This is a genomic window from Pontibacter liquoris, from assembly GCF_022758235.1.
In the GTDB taxonomy this organism is placed as follows: Bacteria; Bacteroidota; Bacteroidia; order Cytophagales; family Hymenobacteraceae; genus Pontibacter; species Pontibacter liquoris.
The window spans coordinates 1,036,875-1,059,161 of record NZ_JALEBG010000001.1; the positions used below are offsets into that span (position 1 = coordinate 1,036,875).

Annotated in this window: 15 protein-coding genes; 8 read left to right on the top strand and 7 right to left on the bottom strand. The window is 52.8% G+C overall.

From position 1 onward, the window contains the following. Positions 1-57: 57 nt before the first annotated feature. Complete coding sequence (locus LWL52_RS04200) at positions 58-618, bottom strand: RNA polymerase sigma-70 factor (protein ID WP_242917225.1); 561 nt, start codon at positions 616-618, stop codon at positions 58-60. 195 nt (positions 619-813) lie between these two features. Here LWL52_RS04200 and LWL52_RS04205 point away from each other — a divergent pair, with 195 nt between their 5' ends. The 7 genes from LWL52_RS04205 to lysA all read left to right on the top strand — a co-directional run bounded on the left by LWL52_RS04205 (position 814) and on the right by lysA (position 14,329). After that, positions 814-1,860: a FecR family protein gene (locus LWL52_RS04205; protein WP_242917226.1), complete on the top strand. Its 1,047-nt coding sequence runs from the start codon at positions 814-816 to the stop codon at positions 1,858-1,860. A gap of 325 nt (positions 1,861-2,185) precedes the next feature. Further along, on the top strand, positions 2,186-5,410 hold the full coding sequence (locus LWL52_RS04210) for a TonB-dependent receptor (RefSeq protein ID WP_242917228.1): 3,225 nt from the start codon (positions 2,186-2,188) through the stop codon (positions 5,408-5,410). Positions 5,411-5,414: 4 nt separating this feature from the next. Next, complete coding sequence (locus LWL52_RS04215) at positions 5,415-6,923, top strand: RagB/SusD family nutrient uptake outer membrane protein (protein ID WP_242917230.1); 1,509 nt, start codon at positions 5,415-5,417, stop codon at positions 6,921-6,923. Positions 6,924-7,001: 78 nt separating this feature from the next. Next, entirely contained in the window at positions 7,002-9,005 is a 2,004-nt protein-coding gene (locus LWL52_RS04220; RefSeq protein WP_242917232.1) for an MGH1-like glycoside hydrolase domain-containing protein, read from the top strand. A gap of 8 nt (positions 9,006-9,013) precedes the next feature. After that, on the top strand, positions 9,014-12,139 hold the full coding sequence (gene lacZ, locus LWL52_RS04225) for a beta-galactosidase, LacZ type (protein WP_242917234.1): 3,126 nt from the start codon (positions 9,014-9,016) through the stop codon (positions 12,137-12,139). Positions 12,140-12,146: 7 nt separating this feature from the next. Continuing rightward, the gene (locus LWL52_RS04230) at positions 12,147-13,100 is read left to right on the top strand and encodes a homoserine kinase (RefSeq protein ID WP_242917236.1); all 954 of its coding nucleotides are present in this window, start codon (positions 12,147-12,149) and stop codon (positions 13,098-13,100) included. Continuing rightward, entirely contained in the window at positions 13,091-14,329 is a 1,239-nt protein-coding gene (lysA, locus tag LWL52_RS04235; protein WP_242917238.1) for a diaminopimelate decarboxylase, read from the top strand. Before LWL52_RS04230 ends, lysA begins: the two co-directional genes overlap by 10 nt. A gap of 747 nt (positions 14,330-15,076) precedes the next feature. Here the strand turns inward: lysA and LWL52_RS04240 are convergent. The 6 genes from LWL52_RS04240 to LWL52_RS04265 all read right to left on the bottom strand — a co-directional run bounded on the left by LWL52_RS04240 (position 15,077) and on the right by LWL52_RS04265 (position 19,293). Beyond that, the gene (locus LWL52_RS04240) at positions 15,077-15,232 is read right to left on the bottom strand and encodes a hypothetical protein (RefSeq protein WP_242917240.1); all 156 of its coding nucleotides are present in this window, start codon (positions 15,230-15,232) and stop codon (positions 15,077-15,079) included. Further along, entirely contained in the window at positions 15,226-15,861 is a 636-nt protein-coding gene (locus tag LWL52_RS04245) for a HipA domain-containing protein (protein WP_242917242.1), read from the bottom strand. Before LWL52_RS04245 ends, LWL52_RS04240 begins: the two co-directional genes overlap by 7 nt. A 158-nt stretch (positions 15,862-16,019) precedes the next feature. Next, entirely contained in the window at positions 16,020-16,349 is a 330-nt protein-coding gene (locus LWL52_RS04250; RefSeq protein ID WP_242917244.1) for a HipA N-terminal domain-containing protein, read from the bottom strand. Beyond that, complete coding sequence (locus LWL52_RS04255) at positions 16,330-16,557, bottom strand: helix-turn-helix transcriptional regulator (RefSeq protein ID WP_242917245.1); 228 nt, start codon at positions 16,555-16,557, stop codon at positions 16,330-16,332. Before LWL52_RS04255 ends, LWL52_RS04250 begins: the two co-directional genes overlap by 20 nt. 781 nt (positions 16,558-17,338) lie before the next feature. Beyond that, on the bottom strand, positions 17,339-18,088 hold the full coding sequence (locus LWL52_RS04260; RefSeq protein WP_242917246.1) for a LytR/AlgR family response regulator transcription factor: 750 nt from the start codon (positions 18,086-18,088) through the stop codon (positions 17,339-17,341). Between the two features lie 188 nt (positions 18,089-18,276). Beyond that, on the bottom strand, positions 18,277-19,293 hold the full coding sequence (locus tag LWL52_RS04265) for a sensor histidine kinase (RefSeq protein WP_242917247.1): 1,017 nt from the start codon (positions 19,291-19,293) through the stop codon (positions 18,277-18,279). Positions 19,294-19,507: 214 nt separating this feature from the next. Between LWL52_RS04265 and LWL52_RS04270 the strand changes: the two genes are divergently transcribed. After that, positions 19,508-21,961, top strand: coding sequence for an outer membrane beta-barrel family protein (locus tag LWL52_RS04270; RefSeq protein WP_242917248.1), 2,454 nt, complete (start codon positions 19,508-19,510; stop codon positions 21,959-21,961). Positions 21,962-22,287 lie beyond the last annotated feature (326 nt).

Genomic DNA, 22,287 nt, shown 5'->3' on the forward strand with positions numbered 1-22,287 from the left:
TTCTCCTTACGTCAGCTGCTGCAGTTCCCTCTCTATAGAAGTAAAGGTAGATCCCGTTCAGATGGCTTCGTACCTTGTAAATATTTTTCTTATTACCTTTAGTGCCTTGTAGAGGTGGTTTTCAATGTTGCTGCTCGTTGTGTTCAGTTGTTGGGCAATTTCACTGTTGCTCTTCCCTTCCACACGACTCATGATAAACACCTGCCTTCTAACCGGCGGGAGGGCGGCACAGGTGTCGTCCAGTAACTGAGACAAATCCTTGTATGCGACAGCTTCTTCCGTGAAACATCCTTCGTGCTGGCCGTTGACCATGATGTATTGCGTGAAAGCAAATTCATTCGCCTTGCTCCGCGCTTTGTTATAGATCAGGTTCTTGGCGATACTAAAAAGATAGCCGTCAAAGTTTTGCGCCGGATCCAACTGATGCCGTCGTTCCCACACCTTTAGAAACACCTCCTGCACGACCTCTTCTGCATCCTCCCGCTGTCTGATCAGGTGCAGGGCGAAAGCATACAGCCTGGGCTCAAACACCTGGTACAGGTGCTCAAACGCAGTCAGGTCTCCGGTACGGAGGGCTTCGATGGTGCTAGCCAAACTGTTTAGGCCATCTGGCTTCATGATAAAGGTTTATTGCTAGGGTGATGGAGCTTCAACTAAAGCAGTCTTCTACGATAACGCAAGCTGGAATAGCGTTTTCTAAATGTAGAAAGTAAATGCTGAACTGCAAAAGTGAGTGCTTAATTATTTTTTTTAGAGGGGAGGTGGTGGAAATCCACTTTCAAGTGTAATCTATTTAGGAACAAACATAACACAATGGACAGCAGACTGCTCGATCGGTTTTATAAAGGTGAATGCTCGGAAGAGGAAGTGCAGGCGGTGCTCGAGTGGTTTAAAAAAAATAAAGTAGACCATAAGCGGGAAAGTGACCTGTATGTCCTTTGGCAGGAGGCAACCCGCAAGGAGGCTGAGAAGTCGGAGCATGATGCGGACCAGGTCTTCCGCAGGATCAGGGCCAGGATAGAAGAAACACAACACCAGGAGCCGGAAGCTAGCGGCAAAGTCATCCCTTTCAGAAGAAAGCCCTCGCCATTGCTCTGGGCGAAGGTGGCCGCGGCAGTATTGCTGCCGCTTCTCCTGATTGGCGTGCTCATACAGTTCACATCACGCGCTGAAACTGCCGTGTTGGCCTATAAGACGATCGAGGCTGCCCCGGGTGTCAAAAAGACCATTCTCCTTCCGGACGGCTCAAAGATAAAGCTTAATGCGGGCAGCAAGGTGTCCTTTCTGGAGAGTTTTGCCGCGCAGACACGCGAAATAACGCTGCAGGGCGAGGCATTTTTTGAAGTGGCCAAAGACAAGCAGCGCCCGTTCATCGTGCATACCGGCAGTATTTCCACGCAGGCCCTGGGCACCTCGTTTAACATCGATTACCGTTTGTACGACAGCACCATCACCGTAGCCTTAGCCACGGGTGTAGTGAAGGTTGAGAAAGAGAACCAGGGCCAGCAGCGGCAACTGTCCCGCCTGACGCCCGGCCAGCAGCTGTTCTATGACAAAGCATCGCAGCAGTATACGGTGTCCCCTTTCGACAGAGAAAAGGTGCTGGGATGGACGCGGGGCGTGCTTCATTTTGACGGGGCCGATAGAGAACAGGTAATAAGAGCACTGGAAAACTGGTACGGGGTAGCGATAGATGTAGATACGAGCAGCGCCGGTACCAGGCCCTGGAACTACACCGGGGAATACCATAACGAATCGCTCGAAAAAGTACTGGAAGGGATAGGCTATGTGAAAGGCTTTACTTACAAACGGACTGATAAAAACGTGAAAATAATGTTTAACCAACCCGATACTTTATGAAGGAGGAGATAAGATAAGAACAGCCGGACCTGGAAGGACCGGCTGTCAGGTGCCTCCCCAAGAATATGTTGGCGCATGTTCTGTTGCAGGGAGGCTGTTGTTTAATCTGAGCTAATCAAAAAAACACCACTAATTTATGGGAAAGAATTTTTATTACCTATTGAAAGGTAGGGCAGGCAGGACTTTGTCTATAGTATGGGCGTTATGGATGTTGGGTTTCTCCTCCTCTTTCGCCAACGGCAATACGCCTTTGCAGCCCGGCACACAACAAGCAAAGATCACCCTGGTATTGCATCAGGTCCCCCTACTGGAGTTTATAAAACGTGTGGAAGCACAAACTCCCTTCCGTTTCACCTACGACGAGAAAGAGCTGGACAGCAAAAACGTGCTTTCTGTAAAAGCAAGTAAAGAGCCGCTGGAAAATGTGCTGGAGCGCGTTGCAGCCCAGACAGGCCTGGAGTTCAAGCTCATTAACAACAACATTCACATCCGTTTCCCGGCAAAACAGGCAAAGCCTTTACCAGCCACCGGCAACGCTGTGCAAACGCAGGTAACCGTTACGGGACGCGTAACGGATGCAAGCGGCACCGGCCTGCCCGGCGTTACCGTGCTCCTGAAAGGTACCACCACTGCATCTCCCACCGATAATGAGGGAAACTATACCATCAAGGTGCCGAATGGCAATGGTACGCTGGTGTTCTCCTTCATAGGATATGAAACACAGGAAATAGCCATTAACAACAGGACCAGCATTCAGGTAACGTTAGCTGATGACGCCAAAGCCCTGGATGAAGTGGTGGTGGTCGGCTACGGCACGCAGGAGAAAAGCGATTTGACCGGCGCCGTGGCCTCGGTGAAAGGTGAAGAAGTGAAAAAGATTGCAACCAACACCCCAGCCGACGCTTTGCAGGGAAGAGTAGCCGGCGTAACCATCCGCCGTGGTACGGGCAACCCGCGTGCCGGCACTGACATCAACATCCGGGGCGTGCGCTCGCTGAGCGGCAACAACCCGCTGGTGATCATCGACGGCATTCAGGGTAATTTTGACCTGCTCAACCCCGATGACATCGAAAGTATAGAAGTGTTGAAAGACGGTGCCGCAGCGGCAATCTACGGCTCGCTGGCAGCCAACGGCGTGGTAATTGTCACCACCAAGTCCGGCAAGTCGGGTAAGATGAAGGTGGAGTTCAGCAGCTATTATGGCGTGGACAAGCTACAGAACAAGCTGGAGCTGGTGGACAGGGAAGGCTATGGCCGCGTAGCGCGTATGGCAGCTCTAAACGCAGGCATGGCAGCGCCTGATTTTCTCAGTGGCAACTGGACCGCCAACACCGATTGGGTGAGCGAGCTGTTCGACAATGGCACTTTTCAGAACTACAACCTGACGCTGGGCGGCGGCACCGAGAACGTGAACTACATGTTGTCGGGCAGCTACAACCTGCGCGAAGGCATTCTGCAGGGCGAAGACCGCGAGAAAAAACAGTTTCGCGCCAAAGTGGGGGCCAAACAGGGCAGGCTCTCGGTAGATGCCAATGTATACTATGTCGAGAACGACGACCATATTTTCGGGGGTAGTATTTACGAGGCGTATTCCATGCCGGCCATCATACCAGTGCGCGACCCCGATAAGAAGTATGGCTTTGGCTACATCGACGACAATCTGTTCAACGACCTGCCTGATCACGAGAACCCGCTGGGAGTAGACTTTTACAACAAGAACACCGCAGCCGAGGAAAACCTGACCACCAATCTATCAGCCACCTTCGACCTGTTTAAAAACCTGAAAGTAACAGGCAGAGCCGGCGTAGAGAATGCCAATACTTTCAACTACCGCCACACCAAACCCTACCAGGTGGGCAACAAAACAGAGGTGCGCTTCCACGAAGTATACGAGTTCAGGGGCGAGTACCAGCAAACGAACCTGGAGCTTTTCGCCAATTACAACAAGCAGTTCGGCAACCACAATATTGAGGTACTCTTGGGAGGCTCCCGTCAGCGGATCGAAGACAACTTCATTGCCACCTCGGTGGAGGGCAAACAGGTGCTTGCCGACGGGACGGAAGTGCCCACCGGTTTCCTGGACCCTAATTTCGGTACGCTAAGTGCCGGGCAGGGCGGCGTGACCACCAACGAAGGATCCGGTACGGCCATTTCGAGGCTTTCGCAGTACGGACGCATCAACTATTCCTTGCTTGACAGATACCTTTTCCAGGCCACGGTACGCCGCGACGGCTCCTCCAAGTTTGGGGTGAATAACCGTTGGGGTATTTTCCCGTCCTTCGGCTTTGGCTGGAAGGTGAGCGAAGAAGAATTTTTCCAGGTGGATTTCATTAACTCCCTGAAACTGCGCGGCAGCTGGGGGCAGCTGGGCAGCGAAGCTACCCTGGGAGCTTACGACTACCAGGTTAACACCGTGACCGGCTACCGCTATCCTTTTGGCGCTGCCGAGAGCCAGCGTATCGGCACCACGCTCACCAACATCCCCAACCCAAACCTGAAGTGGGAAACGGCTGAAACCGTGAACCTGGGCCTGGATTTTGGCTTATTGGAAAACCGCATTTCGGGCTCCGTGAACTACTACACGCGCAACACCCGCGACATGATCATTCCGCTGGTACTGCCCGGCTCGGCCGGCTTTAACAACCTGAACGTGAACTTCGGCGACGTGGAGAACAAAGGAATTGAAGTAGAGGCCCAGTACCGCAAAGCCACCGGTGCTTTTCAGTACACGGCCGGCCTGACCCTGGCGCAGAACTCCAACAAGATCACCAAAGTAGCGAACACTACCCGCGACGAGTTCCTGGGTGACGACACCACTATTGACGGAGAGCCGGCTAACCGCTCGCGCCTGGATTACCCGATCGGCTCGTTCTTTGTATACCAGGCCGACGGTATTTTCCAGACAGAGGAGGAGGTACAGCAGCATACCGGTACCGATGCCGAAGGTAACACGGTACTGGTGCAGCCCAACGCGCAACCCGGCGACATCCGTTTCCGCGACGTGAACGGCGACGGACAGATCAACTCCGAGGACCTGGTGTTTGCCGGCTCGGGTTTTCCTAAATTCAACGTTGGGGCAAACCTTTCGGCCAGCTACAAAGCCTTTGACTTCTCCTTGCAGCTGTACGGCGCCACCGGGTTCAAGATCTACAACGCCGTGCGCCAGAATTTCGAAGCCATGGACAATTACGAGAATTACATGACCTCTGCGCTGGACGCCTGGACGCCGGAAAACCGCGACACCGACGTACCCCGGGCCGTATTTGGTGACCCGAACCAGAATGCCCGCCGCAACTCTACCCGCTTTATCGAGGACGGAAACTACCTGCGCCTGCGCAACATCCAGCTCGGCTATACCTTGCCTGCCTCGCTTACCCAAAGAGCAAGTATAGAGCGACTGCGCGTGTATGTGAGTGGCCAGAACCTGTTCACCTGGACAGGCTACTCCGGCATTGACCCGGAGGTGGGCGGTACGCTGAATGCCGGCACCGACTTCAGCTCCTATCCTAATGTAAAAACCATGTTACTCGGACTTCAAGTAAATTTCTAAGCTCATGAAAAATTATTTATACCGATACCTGATGATCGCCTCGCTTTCCTGCATGACCATGGGTTGCAGTGACGATTTGCTGGACGAGTTCCCGAAAGACAAGCTCAGCTCCGAGAAGTTCTGGACAAACCCCGAAGATGCCGAAAACAGCCTGGTGGTGGCCTACGAGCGCCTGAACCTGGGCTTCTGGAGCCATACCGAAGTAGCTTTTGTGGTAGAAAACTTCCGTTCCGACTTTGTGCAGGCCGGCAGCGACGTGATCGCCAACTACCCCGACCAGGAAGCCTTTGACATGTACAGCGTAACCGACAACAACGGGCGCCTCGAAGATTACTGGAACCGCCAGTACCAGGGCATCTCGGCGGCCAACCTGGTAATCCACCACGTGGGTAAGATGACCGAGCAGCAGATCAGCACCGATCAGAAAACCAACATCGTGGGGCAGGCCAAGTTCCTGCGGGCTCTCTACCACATGCGCCTTTTAATGAACTGGGAAAAGATTGTGGTGTTCGACTTTTTGCCGGAAAGCGCTGACGAACTGTTACAACCTCTGTCGGAGCGGGAGGCCGTTTGGGCTGCTATCGAAAAAGACTTTACCGAGGCAGCCGCAGACCTGCCCGCCACCTGGGATGCCAACAACAAGGGGCGTGCTACCAAAGGAGCCGCGCTTAGCTTCCTGGGAAAAGCCTACCTGCACCAGCAAAAGTGGGCGCAGGCCGAGCAGACCCTGAAGGCGGTGATGGACCTGGGTGTATACGGGCTGGCACCTGATTTTGCCTCCCTCTTTGACGGCTCCAACGAGCTCAGCAACGAATCGATCTTCGAGATCGCTTTTACTGACAAGCAAGTGGCAGGAAGCGCCGTGGAGTATGCGGGCATATACAACATAGCTGCCACCGAAATGGGCGGCTGGGAGGCCATGCTGCCCACGCAGTCGCTGTTGAACGAGATGAAGAAAGAAGGCAAAATCTCAACCAAAGGCAAGTATGACGCCCGCCTCTACGGCACTTTGTTCTTCGACGAACCGGACGTTTCGATCTATGGCAAAACCTACGGCGACGTATTTGGCGAGGGCAGCACAAAGATCGCCTGGAAAAAGTACCTGTTCCGAAGTATCGCTCCCTGGGATGCGCCGCGCAAGTATCGGTCCAACATCAACAACGTGCTGATGCGTTATGCGGACGTGCTGCTCATGTATGCCGAAGCGCTGAACGAGCAGGGCAAGCCGGGTGAAGCTAAAGTTTACGTTGACCAGGTGCGGGCACGTGCCGACATGCCGGCCACCACAGCCACGTCGCAGGTTCAGTTGCGGGCACAGATCATGCACGAGCGGGCGGTGGAGTTCGCATTGGAAGGGCAACGGTTTTACGACCTGCGCCGCTGGGGCGATGAGGCCATGACGGCGGCCATTCGCAGCAGCGCCTCCAGAGGATACCAGAACTTCAACGCGGCCGAGGATAAATTCCTGCCGATCCCATCTTCGGAAAAAGCCAACAACCCAAAAATTCAATAACAAGGCATTTAAGGGTGCACGGCACTGCCAATTCCGGTAGTGCAGTGCACCTGCATGTCCGGCAGTAACTCCTTTACCATGATTTTAAAACGCTTATTATACTTGTTTACGGTAGCCGCCCTGCCTGTTGCCTGCACCGTGAGCAACGATCACAGCAGCCGCGAAACCAGCCTGCAGGAAGCTTACCCCAACGTGCTGGCCTTGCAGGAAGACCCTGCCACAGCCAAAATGGCGGGTAAGGCGGGCTTTTCGGCCTTCTCCGACCTGGGTGCCTGGCACGCCTACAGCCTGCCTACCCGTTTTACCGGCGGCTTTACCGGTCCTTTCCTGATGACCCAGCAGAACGGGGTGTGGGCCTCGCCCTCGCTTGCCAATTTATACTTGACCGATGCCGCCACCGGTCAGCCGCTTGCGCTGGATTCGGCCGCGTTCGAGGCAGTCTACCTGCCCGGGAAACTGGTGCAGACTTATACAGGCAAAGCGCTCGACCTGAAAATGGAGTTGATCTTTATTTCTTCGCGCTCGGCGCTCGTGCAGGTGCAGCTCACCAACAAGAGCGGCGCAGACTTGCAGGCCAGTTGGCGCGGTACTTCCTGGCTACCCGAAAGCCACTTCAATGCAACGGATAAGGGTGTGCGCCTCGAGCAAACGAAAGAGAAAACCATTGTGCGCTTGTGGGTGCCGGAAGCAGGCAAGGTTCAGGTAGCCGAAAACAAGTATGAACTCGAAGCACACGCGGGCAAGCCGGTGAAAAAAGGCGCTACGGTGCAGTTGTTGCTGGCGCAAAGCGCCGTTTTCTCGGAAGCGGAACTGGCGCAGGAGCAGCCGGTCGTAGCAACCGCTTTCAAAAACCCCGAGGAAGTATTCTCTCAAAATACCCAGCGCTGGAACGGCTACGTGCAAGAGGTGCTGCCAGAGGCGAAGAACGATACCCTCAGCAGGCTGGCTGTCAAGTCGCTGATCACGCTGACAAGCAACTGGCGCACGCCGGCCGGGGAGTTGAAGCATGCGGGCTTGTTTCCGTCCTATGCCTACCGCGGCTTTCATGGCTTTTGGGCCTGGGATTCCTGGAAACATGCCGTGGCCCTGGTGCAGTTCCACCCCGAGTTAGCCAAAGACCAGATGCGCACCATGTACGATTACCAGGATAAGTTTGGCATGATCGCCGACTGCATTTACCGCGATACACTGATCGATGAGCACAATTGGCGTGACACCAAACCCCCGCTTTCGGGCTGGGCAATTTACAAGATCTACGAGAAAACAAACGACAAAGCTTTTGTGGAAGAGTTGCTGCCCAAGCTGCTCAAGTACCACGCCTGGTGGTATGCGAACCGCGACCACGATCAAAACGGGCTCTGCGAGTATGGTTCCACCGACGGCACCCGCATTGCGGCGGCCTGGGAGAGCGGCATGGATAATGCCGTGCGATTTGATAAGGCGGTGATGCTGCAGAACAACGCTTCGGCCTGGTCCCTGAACCAGGAATCGGTGGATTTGAACAGCTACCTGTATGCCGAGAAAAAGTACATCGCGCAGCTCTTGCAGGCCGTGGGGAAAGCCGAGCAAGCCAAAACATACTTGCAGGAGGCGGATAAACTAGCGGCCCAAATCCGGGAAGTGTTTTACGATGCCGAAACCGGTTACTTTTACGATGTAAGGCTAGAGGACAAGTCCAAGATCAAAGTGATGGGGCCGGAAGGCTGGCTACCGCTTTGGGCTGAGGTGGCCACAAAAGAGCAGGCGGCGGCGGTGCGGGCCAAGATCATGGATCCCAAGCTGTTCAACACCCATGTGCCGTTCCCAACCCTGGACGCAAGCCACCCGGAGTTCAACCCCCGCAAGGGCTACTGGCGCGGCCCGGTTTGGCTCGACCAGGCCTACTTTGGTTTGCAGGGATTGCGCAAGTATGGCTATACCCAGGAGGCGGCGATGTTGCAGCAAAAGCTATGGCGCAACAGCAACGGCTTGCTAAGCGATGCCCCTCTCCACGAAAATTACCACCCGGTAACAGGCGAGCGGTTGAATGCAGCGCACTTTAGCTGGTCGGCGGCCCATGTGTTAATGTTGTTGAACGAGTAATTCTGATCATGAAAAAGACGATACTTGGCTGCCTGGCCCTGCTCAGCCTTTTGACTGTCCCTTTGCAGGCGCAGCAGCAAACCGCGGCAAAGCCGGACTGGGAAAACGAGCAGATCATCTCCCGCAACACCCTCAAGCCCCACGCCACGCTTTTCCCTTACGAGACGCGGGCGCTGGCACTGGAAAGCAAAAAAGAGCAGTCGGAGAACTTTCTTTCGCTGGACGGCACCTGGAAATTCCATTACGCGCCCTACCCGGAAGCGCGGCCGAAGGACTTTTACCAGACCACCTTCAACACCAGCGCCTGGAAGGAGATCAAAGTGCCGAGCAACTGGGAACTGCAGGGCTTCGGCACCCCGATCTACCTCGACGAGGAATATCCTTTTAAACCCGATCCGCCTTTTGTGCCCAAAGAAAACCCGGTGGGTTCTTACAAGCGCAAGTTCAGTGTGCCGGCCGATTGGTTGAAGGAAAAGCAGGTGATCATTCACATGGGTTCGGTGCGCTCGGCCATGTACCTGTGGGTGAACGGCCAGAAGGTCGGTTACATGCAGGTGAGCAAAACGCCGGTCGAGTTCAACATCAGCCCCTACCTGAAGGCCGGGGAAAATGACCTGGCCGTGGAAGTATACCGCTGGAGCGACGGCTCCTACCTGGAAGGGCAGGACACCTGGCGGATCAGCGGCCTGGAGCGCAGCGTATACCTGTATGCCGTGCCGGAAGCGCACATCCAGGATTTTTTCGTAACCACCGATCTGGACGAAAATTACCGCGACGCAACCCTGAACGTAGCGCTGGAGCTGGCCAAGTATAAAAAGGCCGCTTCGGCCAAGTATAAATCGGACAAGTATACCATAGCAGCCGAGCTGCTGGATGCTGCCGGCAAGAAAGTATGGCAGCAGGAAAAACCGTTTGACACGAAGTTAGCCTTCAATACCAAGCTGCAGAACCCGGCCAAATGGACCGCCGAAACGCCCACGCTCTACAAACTGCTCCTTTCGGTGAAGGCGCCGGGCGGCAAGGTCCTGGAAGTCATTCCTGCAAACGTCGGCTTCCGGAAAGTGGAGATCAAAGGCAAGCAGCTGCTGGTAAACGGCAAGGCTATCGACATCAAAGGCGTGAATCGCTGCGAGTGGGACCCTAAGTTAGGCAGGGCTATGTCGGAAGAGCAAATGTTGCTGGACATCACGCTGATGAAGCAGGCCAACATCAACGCTGTGCGTATGAGCCACTACCCCCACGACGAGCGCTGGTATGAACTCTGCGACAGGTATGGCCTGTACGTGGTAGACGAAGCCAATATCGAGGCACACGGCATGCAGTTCCACCCCGAGAGCTATGCGTTTTTGAGCGACAACCCCGCCTGGGAGAGGGCTTACATTGACCGGATCGAGCGCATGTTCGAACGGGACAAGAACCATCCTTCCATCATCATCTGGTCGCTGGGCAACGAGGCCGGCGACGGAAGTAATTTCGTGAAGTCTTACAAGTGGCTGAAGGAGCGCGATACCCGGCCTGTGCAGTACCAGCCTGCCTGGTACGAGGCCCATACTGATATCGTGGCGCCCATGTACAAGAACAAGCACTTTATCGAGGAGTATGCCAAGAAGTCGCCCACCAAGCCTTTGATCCTGTGCGAGTACGCGCATGCCATGGGCAACAGCGTGGGCAACCTGCAGGACTATTGGGATGTGATCGACAAGTATGACGTGCTTCAGGGCGGCTTTATCTGGGACTGGGTCGACCAGACCATCCTGACCAAAAACACGCAGGGCGAAGCGATATGGGGCTACGGCGGTGACTTCAACGACTTCCCCAACGACTCCAGCTTTAGTGCCAATGGCCTGGTGCGTGCCGACCGTACGCCATACCCTTACTACTGGGAAGTAAAGAAAGTATACCAGCACATCAAGGTGGAGCCTGTGGATGTGGCTGCCGGCCAGGTGCGCCTGCGCAACCGCTACTTCTTTTCCAACCTCGATAAGTTTTACCTGACCTGGGAGTTGCTCGAAAACGGACGTGCCGTGGCTTCGGGAAAGCAGACTGATTTTGCTGTGGCTCCGCAGGAAGAAATGACGCTCACGTTGCCGGTTTCAGGCTATAACTTGAAACCGGGGGCGGAGTATTTTCTTAACCTGCGATTTTATACCAAAGCACCTGAGCTCTTGCTGCCTGAAAACCACGAGGTGGCCTGGGTACAACTACCCGTTGGAGAGGCGCTATCGGTGGCGGAAAAAAGTGCCGGTGGCAAGCGGCTGAAGGTAAAGGAAACGAAAACAGGACTCACAGTAAGCGGCAAAGACTTCAGTTTATACTTTGACAAGGCAACAGGCGCCATCACCTCTTACAAGTATAAAGGCAAGGAAATGCTGCTCTCACCGCTGCAGCCCAACTTCTGGCGCCACCCCACGGACAACGACTTGGGCAACGGCCTGCAGGACCGGTCCGCCATTTGGAAAACGGCAGGGACGCAGCGCGGCGTGACAAGCGTGTCGGCAGAGAAAGGCAAAAGCGCTTATGTGATCCGTACCGCAGCTGATGTGGCAGGCGGAAAAGCAGCGCTCACGACCACTTATACCATCCACGGCGATGGTCAAGTGAAGGTGCAGCAGGATCTTGCCCCTAACGACTCGCTGCCTGATCTGCCGCGCTTCGGCATGAAGGTGCAGCTGGCCGGCGACCTGAACAACCTGCAGTGGTACGGTCGTGGCCCGTTCGAAAATTACTGGGACCGCAAGACTGCGGCACTGGTCGGTATTTACGAAAGCAGTGTGTGGGACCAGTACGTGCCGTATGTGCGTCCGCAGGAAAACGGCAACAAAACCGATGTGCGCTGGGCAAACCTTTATAACCAAAGCGGTACCGGACTGCGCATTGAAGGGGCACCCACGGTAGAGATCACCGCGCACCAGTTCGATACCGAGCAGCTGGCTTATCCGGGCCGTAAGGCGCCCAACAAGCACGGCAACGAGATCAAACCAGGAGAGTTGGTTACGCTCCACATCGATTACCGGCAGATGGGCGTGGGTGGCGACAACACCTGGGGCGCCCGCACGCACCCGCAGTATACCTTGCCAGCCGCGAAATATTCCTATACTTTTACGATCAGACCCTATGAGCGAAACGAGAAGTAGGCCCCTTATGAACTATAAGCAGGTGCAGGAAGTATTGCAGGCATATGGCCTAGAGGCAGTGTCCTTTACTGAACTGGCCTCGGGCTACGCTAACGTCAACTATAAAGTATGGACAGCTACCGGGCCGGTGCTGCTTCGCCTGTGCCGGCAGCAACCGCTTGCCTTACTTGAGTACGAGGTAGTGCTCATGCAGCAGCTCCGGCAGCTTGCTTTTTCTACAGCCTACCCAATCCCAAGGCCGGACGGGGCCTATGTGACCCAGGTAGGAGAGGAGAACGTCATGCTCTACGATTTTGTGCAGGGGCACGAACCGGGAGTAAATCCGGCTACGGCGGCTGAAATTGGAGAGGCCGTTGGTAAGCTTAGTACGCTGCAGGCTGGGCCGGAACTGCAGAAGACCAATGCAGTGCACATTCGCAACTGCCAGCAGCTGATCGCTGAATTCGGTAAGGCCACCAACCAGTACCCGGATATTTTCCGCTACTTTGAAGAGCAGACCGCTTACCTGGAGCCACTCCTGGCAAGGCCATTGCCAAGGGGTATTATCCACGGCGATGTATTTCCGAACAACACGCTGTTTGCCGGCGACAAGCTGCTGGCCATCATCGATTTTGAAGAGGCCTGCACCGACCACCTGCTCATGGACGTGGGCATGAGCATGAACGGCTTCTGCTTTGTGAACAACCAACTGGACATGGACCTGGCGGAAAGCTTTCTGGCTGCCTATACCCGGCAGCGGCCGCTGCAGGAAGAGGAATGGGCGCTGCTGCCCGTATACCTGCAGTGGGGGGCGCACGGCATGCTCTCGTGGCACCTGCGCAACAACCTGCTCTACCACGAAAAGCCGCAGCAGCTGGCCCGGGTACGGGAACTGATGGAGCGCACCATCCGGCTCCGCCAATCGGAGGACATTATTTTAAACGACATTGCAACATTAGCCCGACAACAGGCATGGAATTGATAGATAACAAGTATAAAATACAGGGAATACCCGTAGAGCAGCTGCGGGAGCAGTTCGGCACCCCGCTTTATGTATACGATGCCGAGCACATCCGCGGGCAGATCAGAAAGTTTCGGGAAGGCTTCAGCACCGTGGACCTGCACATCAAGTATGCCTGCAAAGCGCTGACAAACATCAACATCCTCAAGCTGATGCTCCGGGAGGGGCTGGGACTAGACACCGTGTCTTTGCCGGAACTGCGCATGGGGCTGCACGTAGGCTTTAAGCCACAGGAAATTGTTTTCACCCCTAATGCCGTGGACTTTTCGGAGATAGAGGAGGCCGTGGCACTGGGCGCGAAGATCAACATCGAGAACCTGTCGAACCTGGAGCGGTTTGGCCAGAAGTATGGCGGCAGCGTGCCAGTGTGCATTCGCCTGAACCCGCACATTGCCGCGCAGGCCAACTCCGAAAAGGTAGACTGGTGGCACAAGCAGTCCAAGTTCGGCATCTCCATCGACCAGGTAGGCGACGTGAAGGCGCTGGAAGAAAAGTATAACCTGCACATCGACGGCATCCACATCCACTCCAGTTCCGTGATCATGAGCCCGGAGATCTTCATCAACGGCGCCAAAGCGGTCTTCGACATTGCCCTGCAGTTCCAAAACCTCGACTTTATTGATTTCGGCGGAGGCATCAAGGTGGATGTGGGCGACGGCAACCCGGTGATCGACGTGGTTGAACTTGGTAAACAGCTGGACGTGGTGTTCTCGGACTTCTGCCAGAAGTATGGCCGCCGGCTGCAGCTCTGGTTTGAGCCGGGGCGCTACCTGGTAGGCAACGCCGGCACGCTGCTGACAACCTGTGTGCTGCGCAAGCGCAACGGCGGCTCCGAGTTCGTAGGCCTCAACTCCGGCTTTAACCACCTGATCCGCCCCATGTTCTACAACGCTTATCACGAAATCGTGAATGCCTCTAACCCAACCGGCTCTACCGAAACTTATACCGTGGTGGGCAACATCTGCGAGATCGACAACTTTGCCGTGGACCGCGAACTACACCAGGTGCGGGAAGGGGACCTGATCGCTATCCGCAGCGCTGGTGCCTACGGTTATAGCATGGCCTCTACCTACAATTCCCGTTACCGCCCTGCCGAGGTGCTGGTCATCAACGGCGAGGCCAAACTCATCCGCCAGCGCGACACGTATGAAGACCTGCTGCGCAACCAGGTGGAAATCGAGCTGGATTAGATAAGGATTATCCATGCTGTAGTAGCTGCACTTTTATGGAGTCGAGGATTTGGCTCGATTCCGGACTTAGATGTAAGAAGAAATTTTCAAAGGATTTTTTCCTTTACTTTCTTTATCTAACAAATATCTATACATACTATCTCTTAAGGGAGATAGTATGTATAGATATTGGGAAAATCAGTCTGAAATAGCTATGACGAATGGCTGGAATAGGTATAATATCAGAAACTAAAGGATGCAGACCTAAACTTTGTTGTATTTTTTGGCTTTTTATGATGATAAACTTATTCAGCTAAGCTTTGTATGCAGCAGTTCAAAGTTTAATTAAAGAAAGGACAGGGAGCCATAGAGTGAAAAAGCAGAAAGTTAAAGCGCTCTCATTTTATTAACCAGCTCAAAGCAGAACGAGGGTCAGAATAAATTCTTAACTGGGGTGAAGTGTGGGCAGAACATAATGGAAAAGGCGGCAGCTCCATTAAAAAAAAAGTATAAAAAATAATCGTTTCGACCAAATGTAAACACAAAACTCTAGCCACTTTTAGAGTAGCTAGCGCCTGAAATTGTACTGGTGCTCAAGAATATACGGATTTCGAACCATTTCATGGAAGACCTGAGGAGGTTGAGCAGCCTAGGCAGGGCTACCGGGTAACCTCTGCTGCCTATGCAAAGTTGCCTGTAAGCATAAGGATTATTCCTTTAAAAGATAAGTCTTATGCTTACACTGTCCCTCTTTGTGTCATGTCAGTATTAAAGGTTGAGTCTGGAAAACCTTTCTTGCAGCATTATCTGGTAGGCGGCTTTTAAATCTTGGCTAAGGAAACTGATCGCAATAAAGGCCAGCCATTTTTTCTTTGCTTTCTGCATCTTGCCAAACAAGTTTTCCTGCTGTTTCTCGCTCAGCATGGAGGTGTGGAAAGCTGCTGTGAAATCTTTGCGGCTGATTTTTTCTTCTTTCCATTGAGCATCAGTGCCATGTCTTTCTCGTCGGCCCGGTTCACCAGCGCCGTTGCCACCAGATCATAGGCTGGGGCAAGTACCGGCCCTAATGCGGGCTGAAGGAGCAAGGAGAAGTTCTTCAGGTGCATGTCGGCATTACCTATCAGGAAGGAGAAGAGAACCTGTTCGTAAAAGTTAACCACATCCAGGCCCGGGTTGGTCGAGTACCTGCGTATGGACTTTGCAATCTGCTCGTATGAGCCATGGTACTTATCCTCTGCGAGACGTTCGGTGTGCTGGCACATATCCTCCTTGTGCAGTTTGCCCTTCCGGGTGCGGTCTATGCGCCTGGTGATGTAAGCAAGGTTGCCCGACTGCAGACGAATCAGGCTATGCGGTACGACCGTAATGCCGGCAATTGTGGCCAGGTGCATCGTCAGGTCCTCCACCTCCGGCAGCTCGATATAGTGCTTGCTTGGTGGCTTCAGGATATAGCCTCCCCACAGGCCGACGTTCGTGAGGCGTTTGGGCGCGCCTTCTCTCTCGCCAGCAGAAAGTTCCAGCGAAAGCTTCGGCTGTACGCCGGTCACCGTCACATGGCTGCGTACGGTTTGTCGTACCAGTTCCTCCATCTGTTCTTCGGTGTAGGGCAGTATGGGAGGGGTAAGTTGGCCAAAGAGTTTTTTGCTGCAGCTTGCATGAAAATCTACTTAATCTCCTCGCAAGGGCTGATAACAATAGAAACATCTGTTCATTAGATTTCCTCCTCTGCAATAGGGTGAACACTCACGGCCCCGATGCAGTCTTTACAGCAGGCCAGCAGCAGGACCATCCGGTCTCTTGGGTTAAGTTTCCAGTTCCGCTCAGCGATGTCCAATAGCCAGCCTTCCGGTATCAGCCCATCGAAGAAAGGAAAAAGCACCCGGTCAGAATAAGGTTTCTCCTGCAGGGGGAGGGTAAGACTGACCGGTACCGGAGCCTCGGAGCGGAGGTAGGCGGCATCATAGGTGAAGTGATACCCCGTATCATCCTGGCTGAGCCAGCCTGCTGTCTTATCCCCGAATTTAACTTCTGCCTTCCTCATCTGCTAAAATATTTCGGTTGATGGGGAGTGGGCCTACTTGGTACCCAAAAAGTTGCAGAACCTGGTTCACTTTATCCAGGCGCAGGCTTTCTTTCCCTTGTTCCAGTTCCCGGATAAAGCGCAGGCCTACGCCGGCCTTTGCCGCCAGGTCCGGTTGGGTCAGCCCGGCTAATTTGCGCCGCTCCTTTACAAATTCATTTAACAACATGTTCTATACCTTATCGGGTATAAAGATAACAAATATATTAGATTTTATACCTGATAGGGTATAAAAAATTTAAATTATAAGAAATTATACCTTATCGGGTATGATTTTGTTTTAGAATGAAGGATTTAGCCCCGATAGGGTATAAAATAGAGCCGCGCATTTGTCATGGTACAATGGGGCTATGCTACAGCAGAAACATGAATGGGCCTATAGTGCTGCCCGAAAAGAGAGGGAGTGGCCTACTCTCCGACGGTTGTTCTGCAGGCCGAAGAACTCCTCAAAGCCCTAAGCTGGTACCGGGAGAAAGCGTTCGACTGCTTATGTGAACACCTATAACAATCCTTTGTGTTAGCTTTAAGTAATGGAAAAAGATGAAGGTGACCGCCTCATACTTTCTTTTGGGAGCGGATAAGCCAGGGGAGCAGGTCCTGTCGTTCGTCTACCTTTTTCATGAACCTATTTGTATGACAGGCTGTATGCGCAGAGTCATTCTAAATTGAAATGGTGCGATCATCACCATCTATGCGATCATCACCATCTATATAAATATATCCATTCAGAAAGCAACATGGCGCTCATAGCGAGCTTGCTTCTACGTCATTGGGTCAAGCTTTTAAGCTCCGCTTGCTACCTCTTTTACAAGGGGTAGAGATAATGGCGAGGGAAATAGGAGAGGTGCTGCAGCCTGGTTAAACCGGTAACCTGGGAATGCCCCCGATCAAGGGAGGGCTTATACTTGACGGCATTCCGGTAAAAAGAGTATGCTGCGCATGGCCAAAGGCTAAACTCTGCCGGTTTCCCGGACCATGTTCAGGAACTCCTCCCGGTACGTTTCCCCTACTGGTATGGATCTATCGCCAATGTAGACAGTGTTGCCATCAATCATACTTACCTTATCAATAGAAATGATGTAGGAGCGGTGCACCCGGTAAAAAGGTGGCTGGGGCAACTGTCCCGCCAGGTCGGTGAGCGATTGGTAGGTGACCAGACGCTGGCCAGGCAGGTAAAGTGAAACATAGTTCTTTAGTCCTTCCACGTACAGGATGTCATTATAGGCAACCTTGAGAAATTTGTTTTTGCTTTCGCCTTTTACAAACATATACTCCGGAACGGGTGCGGCGGCAGGAGCATACTCTGGCTTACTAGAAATACCGGCTGGTACTGTTTCCTGCTGTCGCTGCAGCATACTGTGCGCTTTGTGCACGGCCTTCAAAAACCGGTCGAATGGGATGGGCTTGAGCAGGTAATCCACCACGTCATGCTCGTAGCCTTCCAGCGCATACTCCGGGTAGGCAGTGGTCAGTATAACCTTGCACTTGCTGCCGCAGAGCTTCAGAAACTGAATGCCTGTCAGCTCCGGCATCTGTATATCCAGGAACACCAGGTCCACTTTGCCTTCCTGCACCCAGTTGATGGCCTCTATCGGGCTGGTGGTTTTACCTACCAGCTCCAGGAAAGGCACCTTGCTGATGTAATCGGCAAGGATGTTGGCAGCGTAAGCTTCGTCGTCAACGGCAATGCAACGGATCATTTGATTGAGTTCTGAGTTAGGGATGCGGAGTTCCGAGTTAAAATAGTAGTTTTTGTCTGTATCAGGATTTTCAGGATGAAGGTATCTTCAGGATTAATATACTTTGTTTAGGATTACCATGCACCATGGGTATAGCAGATTATTGCAGGGCAACATCCTGTCCCTCTTAAAATTCTGTACATCCTGATTTAGACGGTCTGCAGCTTCAGCGTGGTTTTATACTGCTGGCCATCCTCTTGCACGTCCAGGCTATACCTGCCGGGGTAAATCAAATCCAGGCGGCGGCGGATGTTAGGCAGGCCAATGCCGGTGGTCTGGTCTTTCTGGTTTTGGTTGATACGGTTGCTCACATCAAAGTATAATCTGTCTTTCTGCAGCTGCAGGTTTATGGTTACGGGGGCAGCGGCATCGTCTACCACGCCATGCTTCAGGGCGTTTTCTACAAATGGAATGAGCACCAGCGCCGGCACGCGCTGCCCGTTTACCTGGCCTTGTATGTTGAAGTTGACAAAGAAATTGTCTTCGAAGCGCAGGCGATAGATGTCGAGGTAGTTGTGCAGGTAATCCACTTCCTTCTGCAGCTCTACTTTGCCGTCTTTGCTTTCGTGCAGCATGTAGCGCATCAGGTCTGATAACTTAATAATCGCTCCGCCCAGCTTATCGGATACCGGGTAAGCCAGCGAGTATAAATAATTGAGCGTGTTGTAGAGAAAGTGCGGGTTTATCTGTGTTTTCAGAAAGGCCAGTTCTGCCTGCGTTTTTTCCTGCTTTAGGGTGCGGTTTTCACGTTCCTTCTCTAAGGTCACCTCAAAAAACCAAACCACGGCTCCTAAAACGATTCCAGGCAAAGCCCAGTAAAGGTTATCGAAAAAATAATAGGTAAGGGTCGTGCCTTCGCCGTAATTCCTGAACCCGAACAAAATGGGGAAGATAGTTTCTTCAATACCATAGCGAAGGCAAGTATAGAGCAGCATCACACCCAGTATACCAAGTCCCAGCATGAGCCAGTTCTTCCTTTTCATCCAGAAAGGTAGCACCAAAAGATAGCAGGAATAGAACTCCACCAGGCATAGAATATCGGAGGAGAACTTCAGCATGAGTATATTGAATTTCCAGTTATAGATAAAATAACCTAAAAGCGTATAGCCGAAATAGAGCATCCAGCCCAGCAGGTGCAGTCCTATCTTTTTTTGTCGTGCATTCATATTCTAAAAGTATAGATAAGTCAGCTTAGCCGCACTTTTATTATATCAGCCCGTGGTTTTATTATGCCAATCCCCGCCTTTCTGATTTCAACCCGTATACGGCTGCTTTTCTAGGTTTAGGATAATAGTTGAGGCCGTCTGGATAATATACTTTGGATAGGATAAACGGTGCCATATCTTCGGCTCAATAGGAATAAAACAAAATTATAGAGCCATGAAAAAAGCTTTTACTACCACAACAAAAGACAAAAGAAAAAATACATGCAAAAGTATAGCAATGGCTATAGGCTTGTACTTCTTTGTGATAACTTCCTGGGCACAGACTTCAGCCACAGTAAAAGGAAGCGTAACAAATGCCGCCACGCAAAAGCCGCTCGATTATGTGTCGGTGGTGTTGCTGCAGTTGCCCGATTCAGCCGTTGTAGCATCGGAGATGACGGATGCGGCAGGTGCCTATACGTTTGCGCAGGTGAAGCCGGGCAGGTATACGGTAAAGGCCCTGATGGTAGGTTTTACGCCGGGCAGAAGCATGGCTTTCGAGGTGAAGCAGCAGGCGGTGCAGGTGCCGGGTATAGCCCTGCAGGAAAGAGCCAATGCGCTGCAGGAAGTGGTGGTGAAAGGGCAGAAGCCGCTGCTGGAGCAGGAGGCAGACCGCGTGGTGATGAACGTGGAGCAGCTCAACACGGCTGGCGACAATGCCTTGGAGGTGCTCAAGTATGCGCCGGGCGTGCGGCTGGATAAGGACGACAACATCATCTTCCGGGGAAGCGGCGGGGTACAGGTGCTAATCAATGGCAAAATGACTTACATGAGCGGAGCCGAGCTACAGAGCTACCTCAAGTCGCTGCCTGCCTCGGCCATTAGCAAAGTGGAATTGATTGCCAATCCCCCCGCCTCGTTCGAGGCAGCGGGAACAGCCGGTATCATCAATATCAAACTTAAACGGGACGAGACGCTGGGCATGAACGGCTCCGTGAACCTGGGTGCCGGTTATGGGAAGTATGAGAAAGTATGGGGAGGCTTAAACCTGAACTTTAACACCGGTAAGGTGAGCCTGTATACCCGCCTGAACACGGGCCATTACAACTCCTTTAACCGCCTTACCTTGAAGCGCAACATCAACGACAGCCTCTACAACCAGGTAAACTACTGGCACCCGGTCACCAACAGCTACGATGCAACGGCAGGCGCCGATTATTTTATCAGCAAGAAGCATACCATAGGGATCATGGCCAAAGGATATGCCTCGCCGGAGAACACCCTGACTACCAGCAACTCCACCAACTACGATGTCGGTGGTCAGGTGTTCGGACATATGGGCATGCACAATCCCAAAGAATCCAGTACCGACAACTATAGCCTGAACCTCAACTATAAATTCGACAGCGACAGCACAGGCCGCAGTCTAACCTTCGATGCGGACTTGGTAAACTACAGCAGCAATGCTGATGAGCACTTTACGAACAACTTCTACGCAGCTTCCGGGGAAGCGACACAGTCTCCTTTGCTGCTTCGCAGCTTCAGCATAGCCCAGACAAGTATACGGTCGCTGAAAATGGATTATGTGCACCCGTTTGGCAAAGGATACAAAGCAGAGGCTGGTTTAAAAACCAGCTGGGTTAGCAACGAGAGCGATATCAAATTTGAAGAGCAGCAGGAGCTGGAATGGGTAAACGATAAGCTGCGCACCAACAGCTTTGAGTACAACGAAACCATACATGCTGCTTACCTGAGCCTGAGCGGAAATCTGGGTGACAAACTAAGTATGAAAGCCGGCCTTCGGGCAGAGCAAACCATTGCCGATGGCTATTCAGCCACCACAGGAGATAAGATAAACCCGGATTACCTGAAGTTTTTCCCAAGCGTGTTCGTAAGCTACAACGCAAACAAAAGCAACCAGTTTTCGGTATCTTACAGCCGCCGCATCAGCCGCCCATCCTACCGAAGTATAAACCCGTTTACTTTTTTTTCCGATCCCTACACAGCCTTGCAAGGCAACCCGTTTCTGCAGCCTTCCTTCTCTAACTCGCTGCAGTTTAACTATACCTGCAAGAGCTTCCAGTTGCTGAGCCTGAGCTATATCGAGACGAATAATTTTGTGTCAAACGTGATCAGCCAGAACGATGGGAAGAAGGTAAGCATCAGCCGGCCTGAAAACCTGAGCAAAGCCACCTACCTGAGCGCCAGCAGCGGTGGCAGCTTGCCCCTGAAGGATTGGTGGACAGCTACCCTGCAACTGGAAGGTTCTTATAACACGGTTACTTCGCCGCTGCAGGGATCGGAGTATAACAGCTCCCGCTTCAGCTGGTCGGCCAGCACAGAAGAGAACATCAACCTGCCAAGGGATTACAAGCTGCAGCTCTCAGCCTTTTATATGTCGCCGTCGGTGCAAGGGCTGTACCAGACAAAATCCGGCTACCAGCTGGACCTGGGGGCGCAGAAAACCCTGCTGGACGGCAGAGCCACGCTAAGCCTGAAACTGCGTGACGTGTTTAATACCAGCCGCTTCAGAGCCACATTAGCTTACAACAACGTGAACATGTACTGGCAAAACCAATGGGAGAGCCGCCGCCTGAACCTGACATTCGATTATAAATTCGGCAGCAACAAAGTAAAAGCAGCACGCAACCGCAAAACGGGCACGAGCGAGGAGGAGGGACGCTTGTAATAAACCAAACGCATTTCCCGGAGGTGCTGTGCCGGTGTAAGAGTTCTGAAGGAAGCTTGTAAACCGGCACTTTTGCACATGCATTCTGCCTCCGGAAATGGGCATCTAGCGGCACTACTCGTATTCGTTCTTTCCGGGTACTTCAAAGCTGAATCTTCTGTACGAAGACATTTGGAAAGTGAGAATTGAACATCCCCTCGAAATATAAAAGCTAACTTCTCGATAAGATGCTAGCGCGTTAAATTATACTTGGTACCCTCTCGTACTACGAATTTTGAATCTTTGTTAATGCTTCAAGTCGATCAAGCCATTAAAGAGGGGGATAA

What these genes read in the sequence shown, in the direction of transcription:
- LWL52_RS04270 (WP_242917248.1), top strand. Translation starts at nt 19,508, where the DNA reads ATGAAAAAAGCTTTTACTACCACAACAAAAGACAAAAGAAAAAATACA.
- LWL52_RS04260 (WP_242917246.1), bottom strand. Translation starts at nt 18,088, where the DNA reads ATGATCCGTTGCATTGCCGTTGACGACGAAGCTTACGCTGCCAACATC.
- LWL52_RS04240 (WP_242917240.1), bottom strand. Translation starts at nt 15,232, where the DNA reads ATGCTGAGCGAGAAACAGCAGGAAAACTTGTTTGGCAAGATGCAGAAA.
- lysA (WP_242917238.1), top strand. Translation starts at nt 13,091, where the DNA reads ATGGAATTGATAGATAACAAGTATAAAATACAGGGAATACCCGTAGAG.
- LWL52_RS04200 (WP_242917225.1), bottom strand. Translation starts at nt 618, where the DNA reads ATGAAGCCAGATGGCCTAAACAGTTTGGCTAGCACCATCGAAGCCCTC.
- LWL52_RS04205 (WP_242917226.1), top strand. Translation starts at nt 814, where the DNA reads ATGGACAGCAGACTGCTCGATCGGTTTTATAAAGGTGAATGCTCGGAA.
- LWL52_RS04215 (WP_242917230.1), top strand. Translation starts at nt 5,415, where the DNA reads ATGAAAAATTATTTATACCGATACCTGATGATCGCCTCGCTTTCCTGC.
- LWL52_RS04220 (WP_242917232.1), top strand. Translation starts at nt 7,002, where the DNA reads ATGATTTTAAAACGCTTATTATACTTGTTTACGGTAGCCGCCCTGCCT.
- LWL52_RS04230 (WP_242917236.1), top strand. Translation starts at nt 12,147, where the DNA reads ATGAACTATAAGCAGGTGCAGGAAGTATTGCAGGCATATGGCCTAGAG.
- LWL52_RS04250 (WP_242917244.1), bottom strand. Translation starts at nt 16,349, where the DNA reads ATGAGGAAGGCAGAAGTTAAATTCGGGGATAAGACAGCAGGCTGGCTC.
- lacZ (WP_242917234.1), top strand. Translation starts at nt 9,014, where the DNA reads ATGAAAAAGACGATACTTGGCTGCCTGGCCCTGCTCAGCCTTTTGACT.
- LWL52_RS04255 (WP_242917245.1), bottom strand. Translation starts at nt 16,557, where the DNA reads ATGTTGTTAAATGAATTTGTAAAGGAGCGGCGCAAATTAGCCGGGCTG.
- LWL52_RS04265 (WP_242917247.1), bottom strand. Translation starts at nt 19,293, where the DNA reads ATGAATGCACGACAAAAAAAGATAGGACTGCACCTGCTGGGCTGGATG.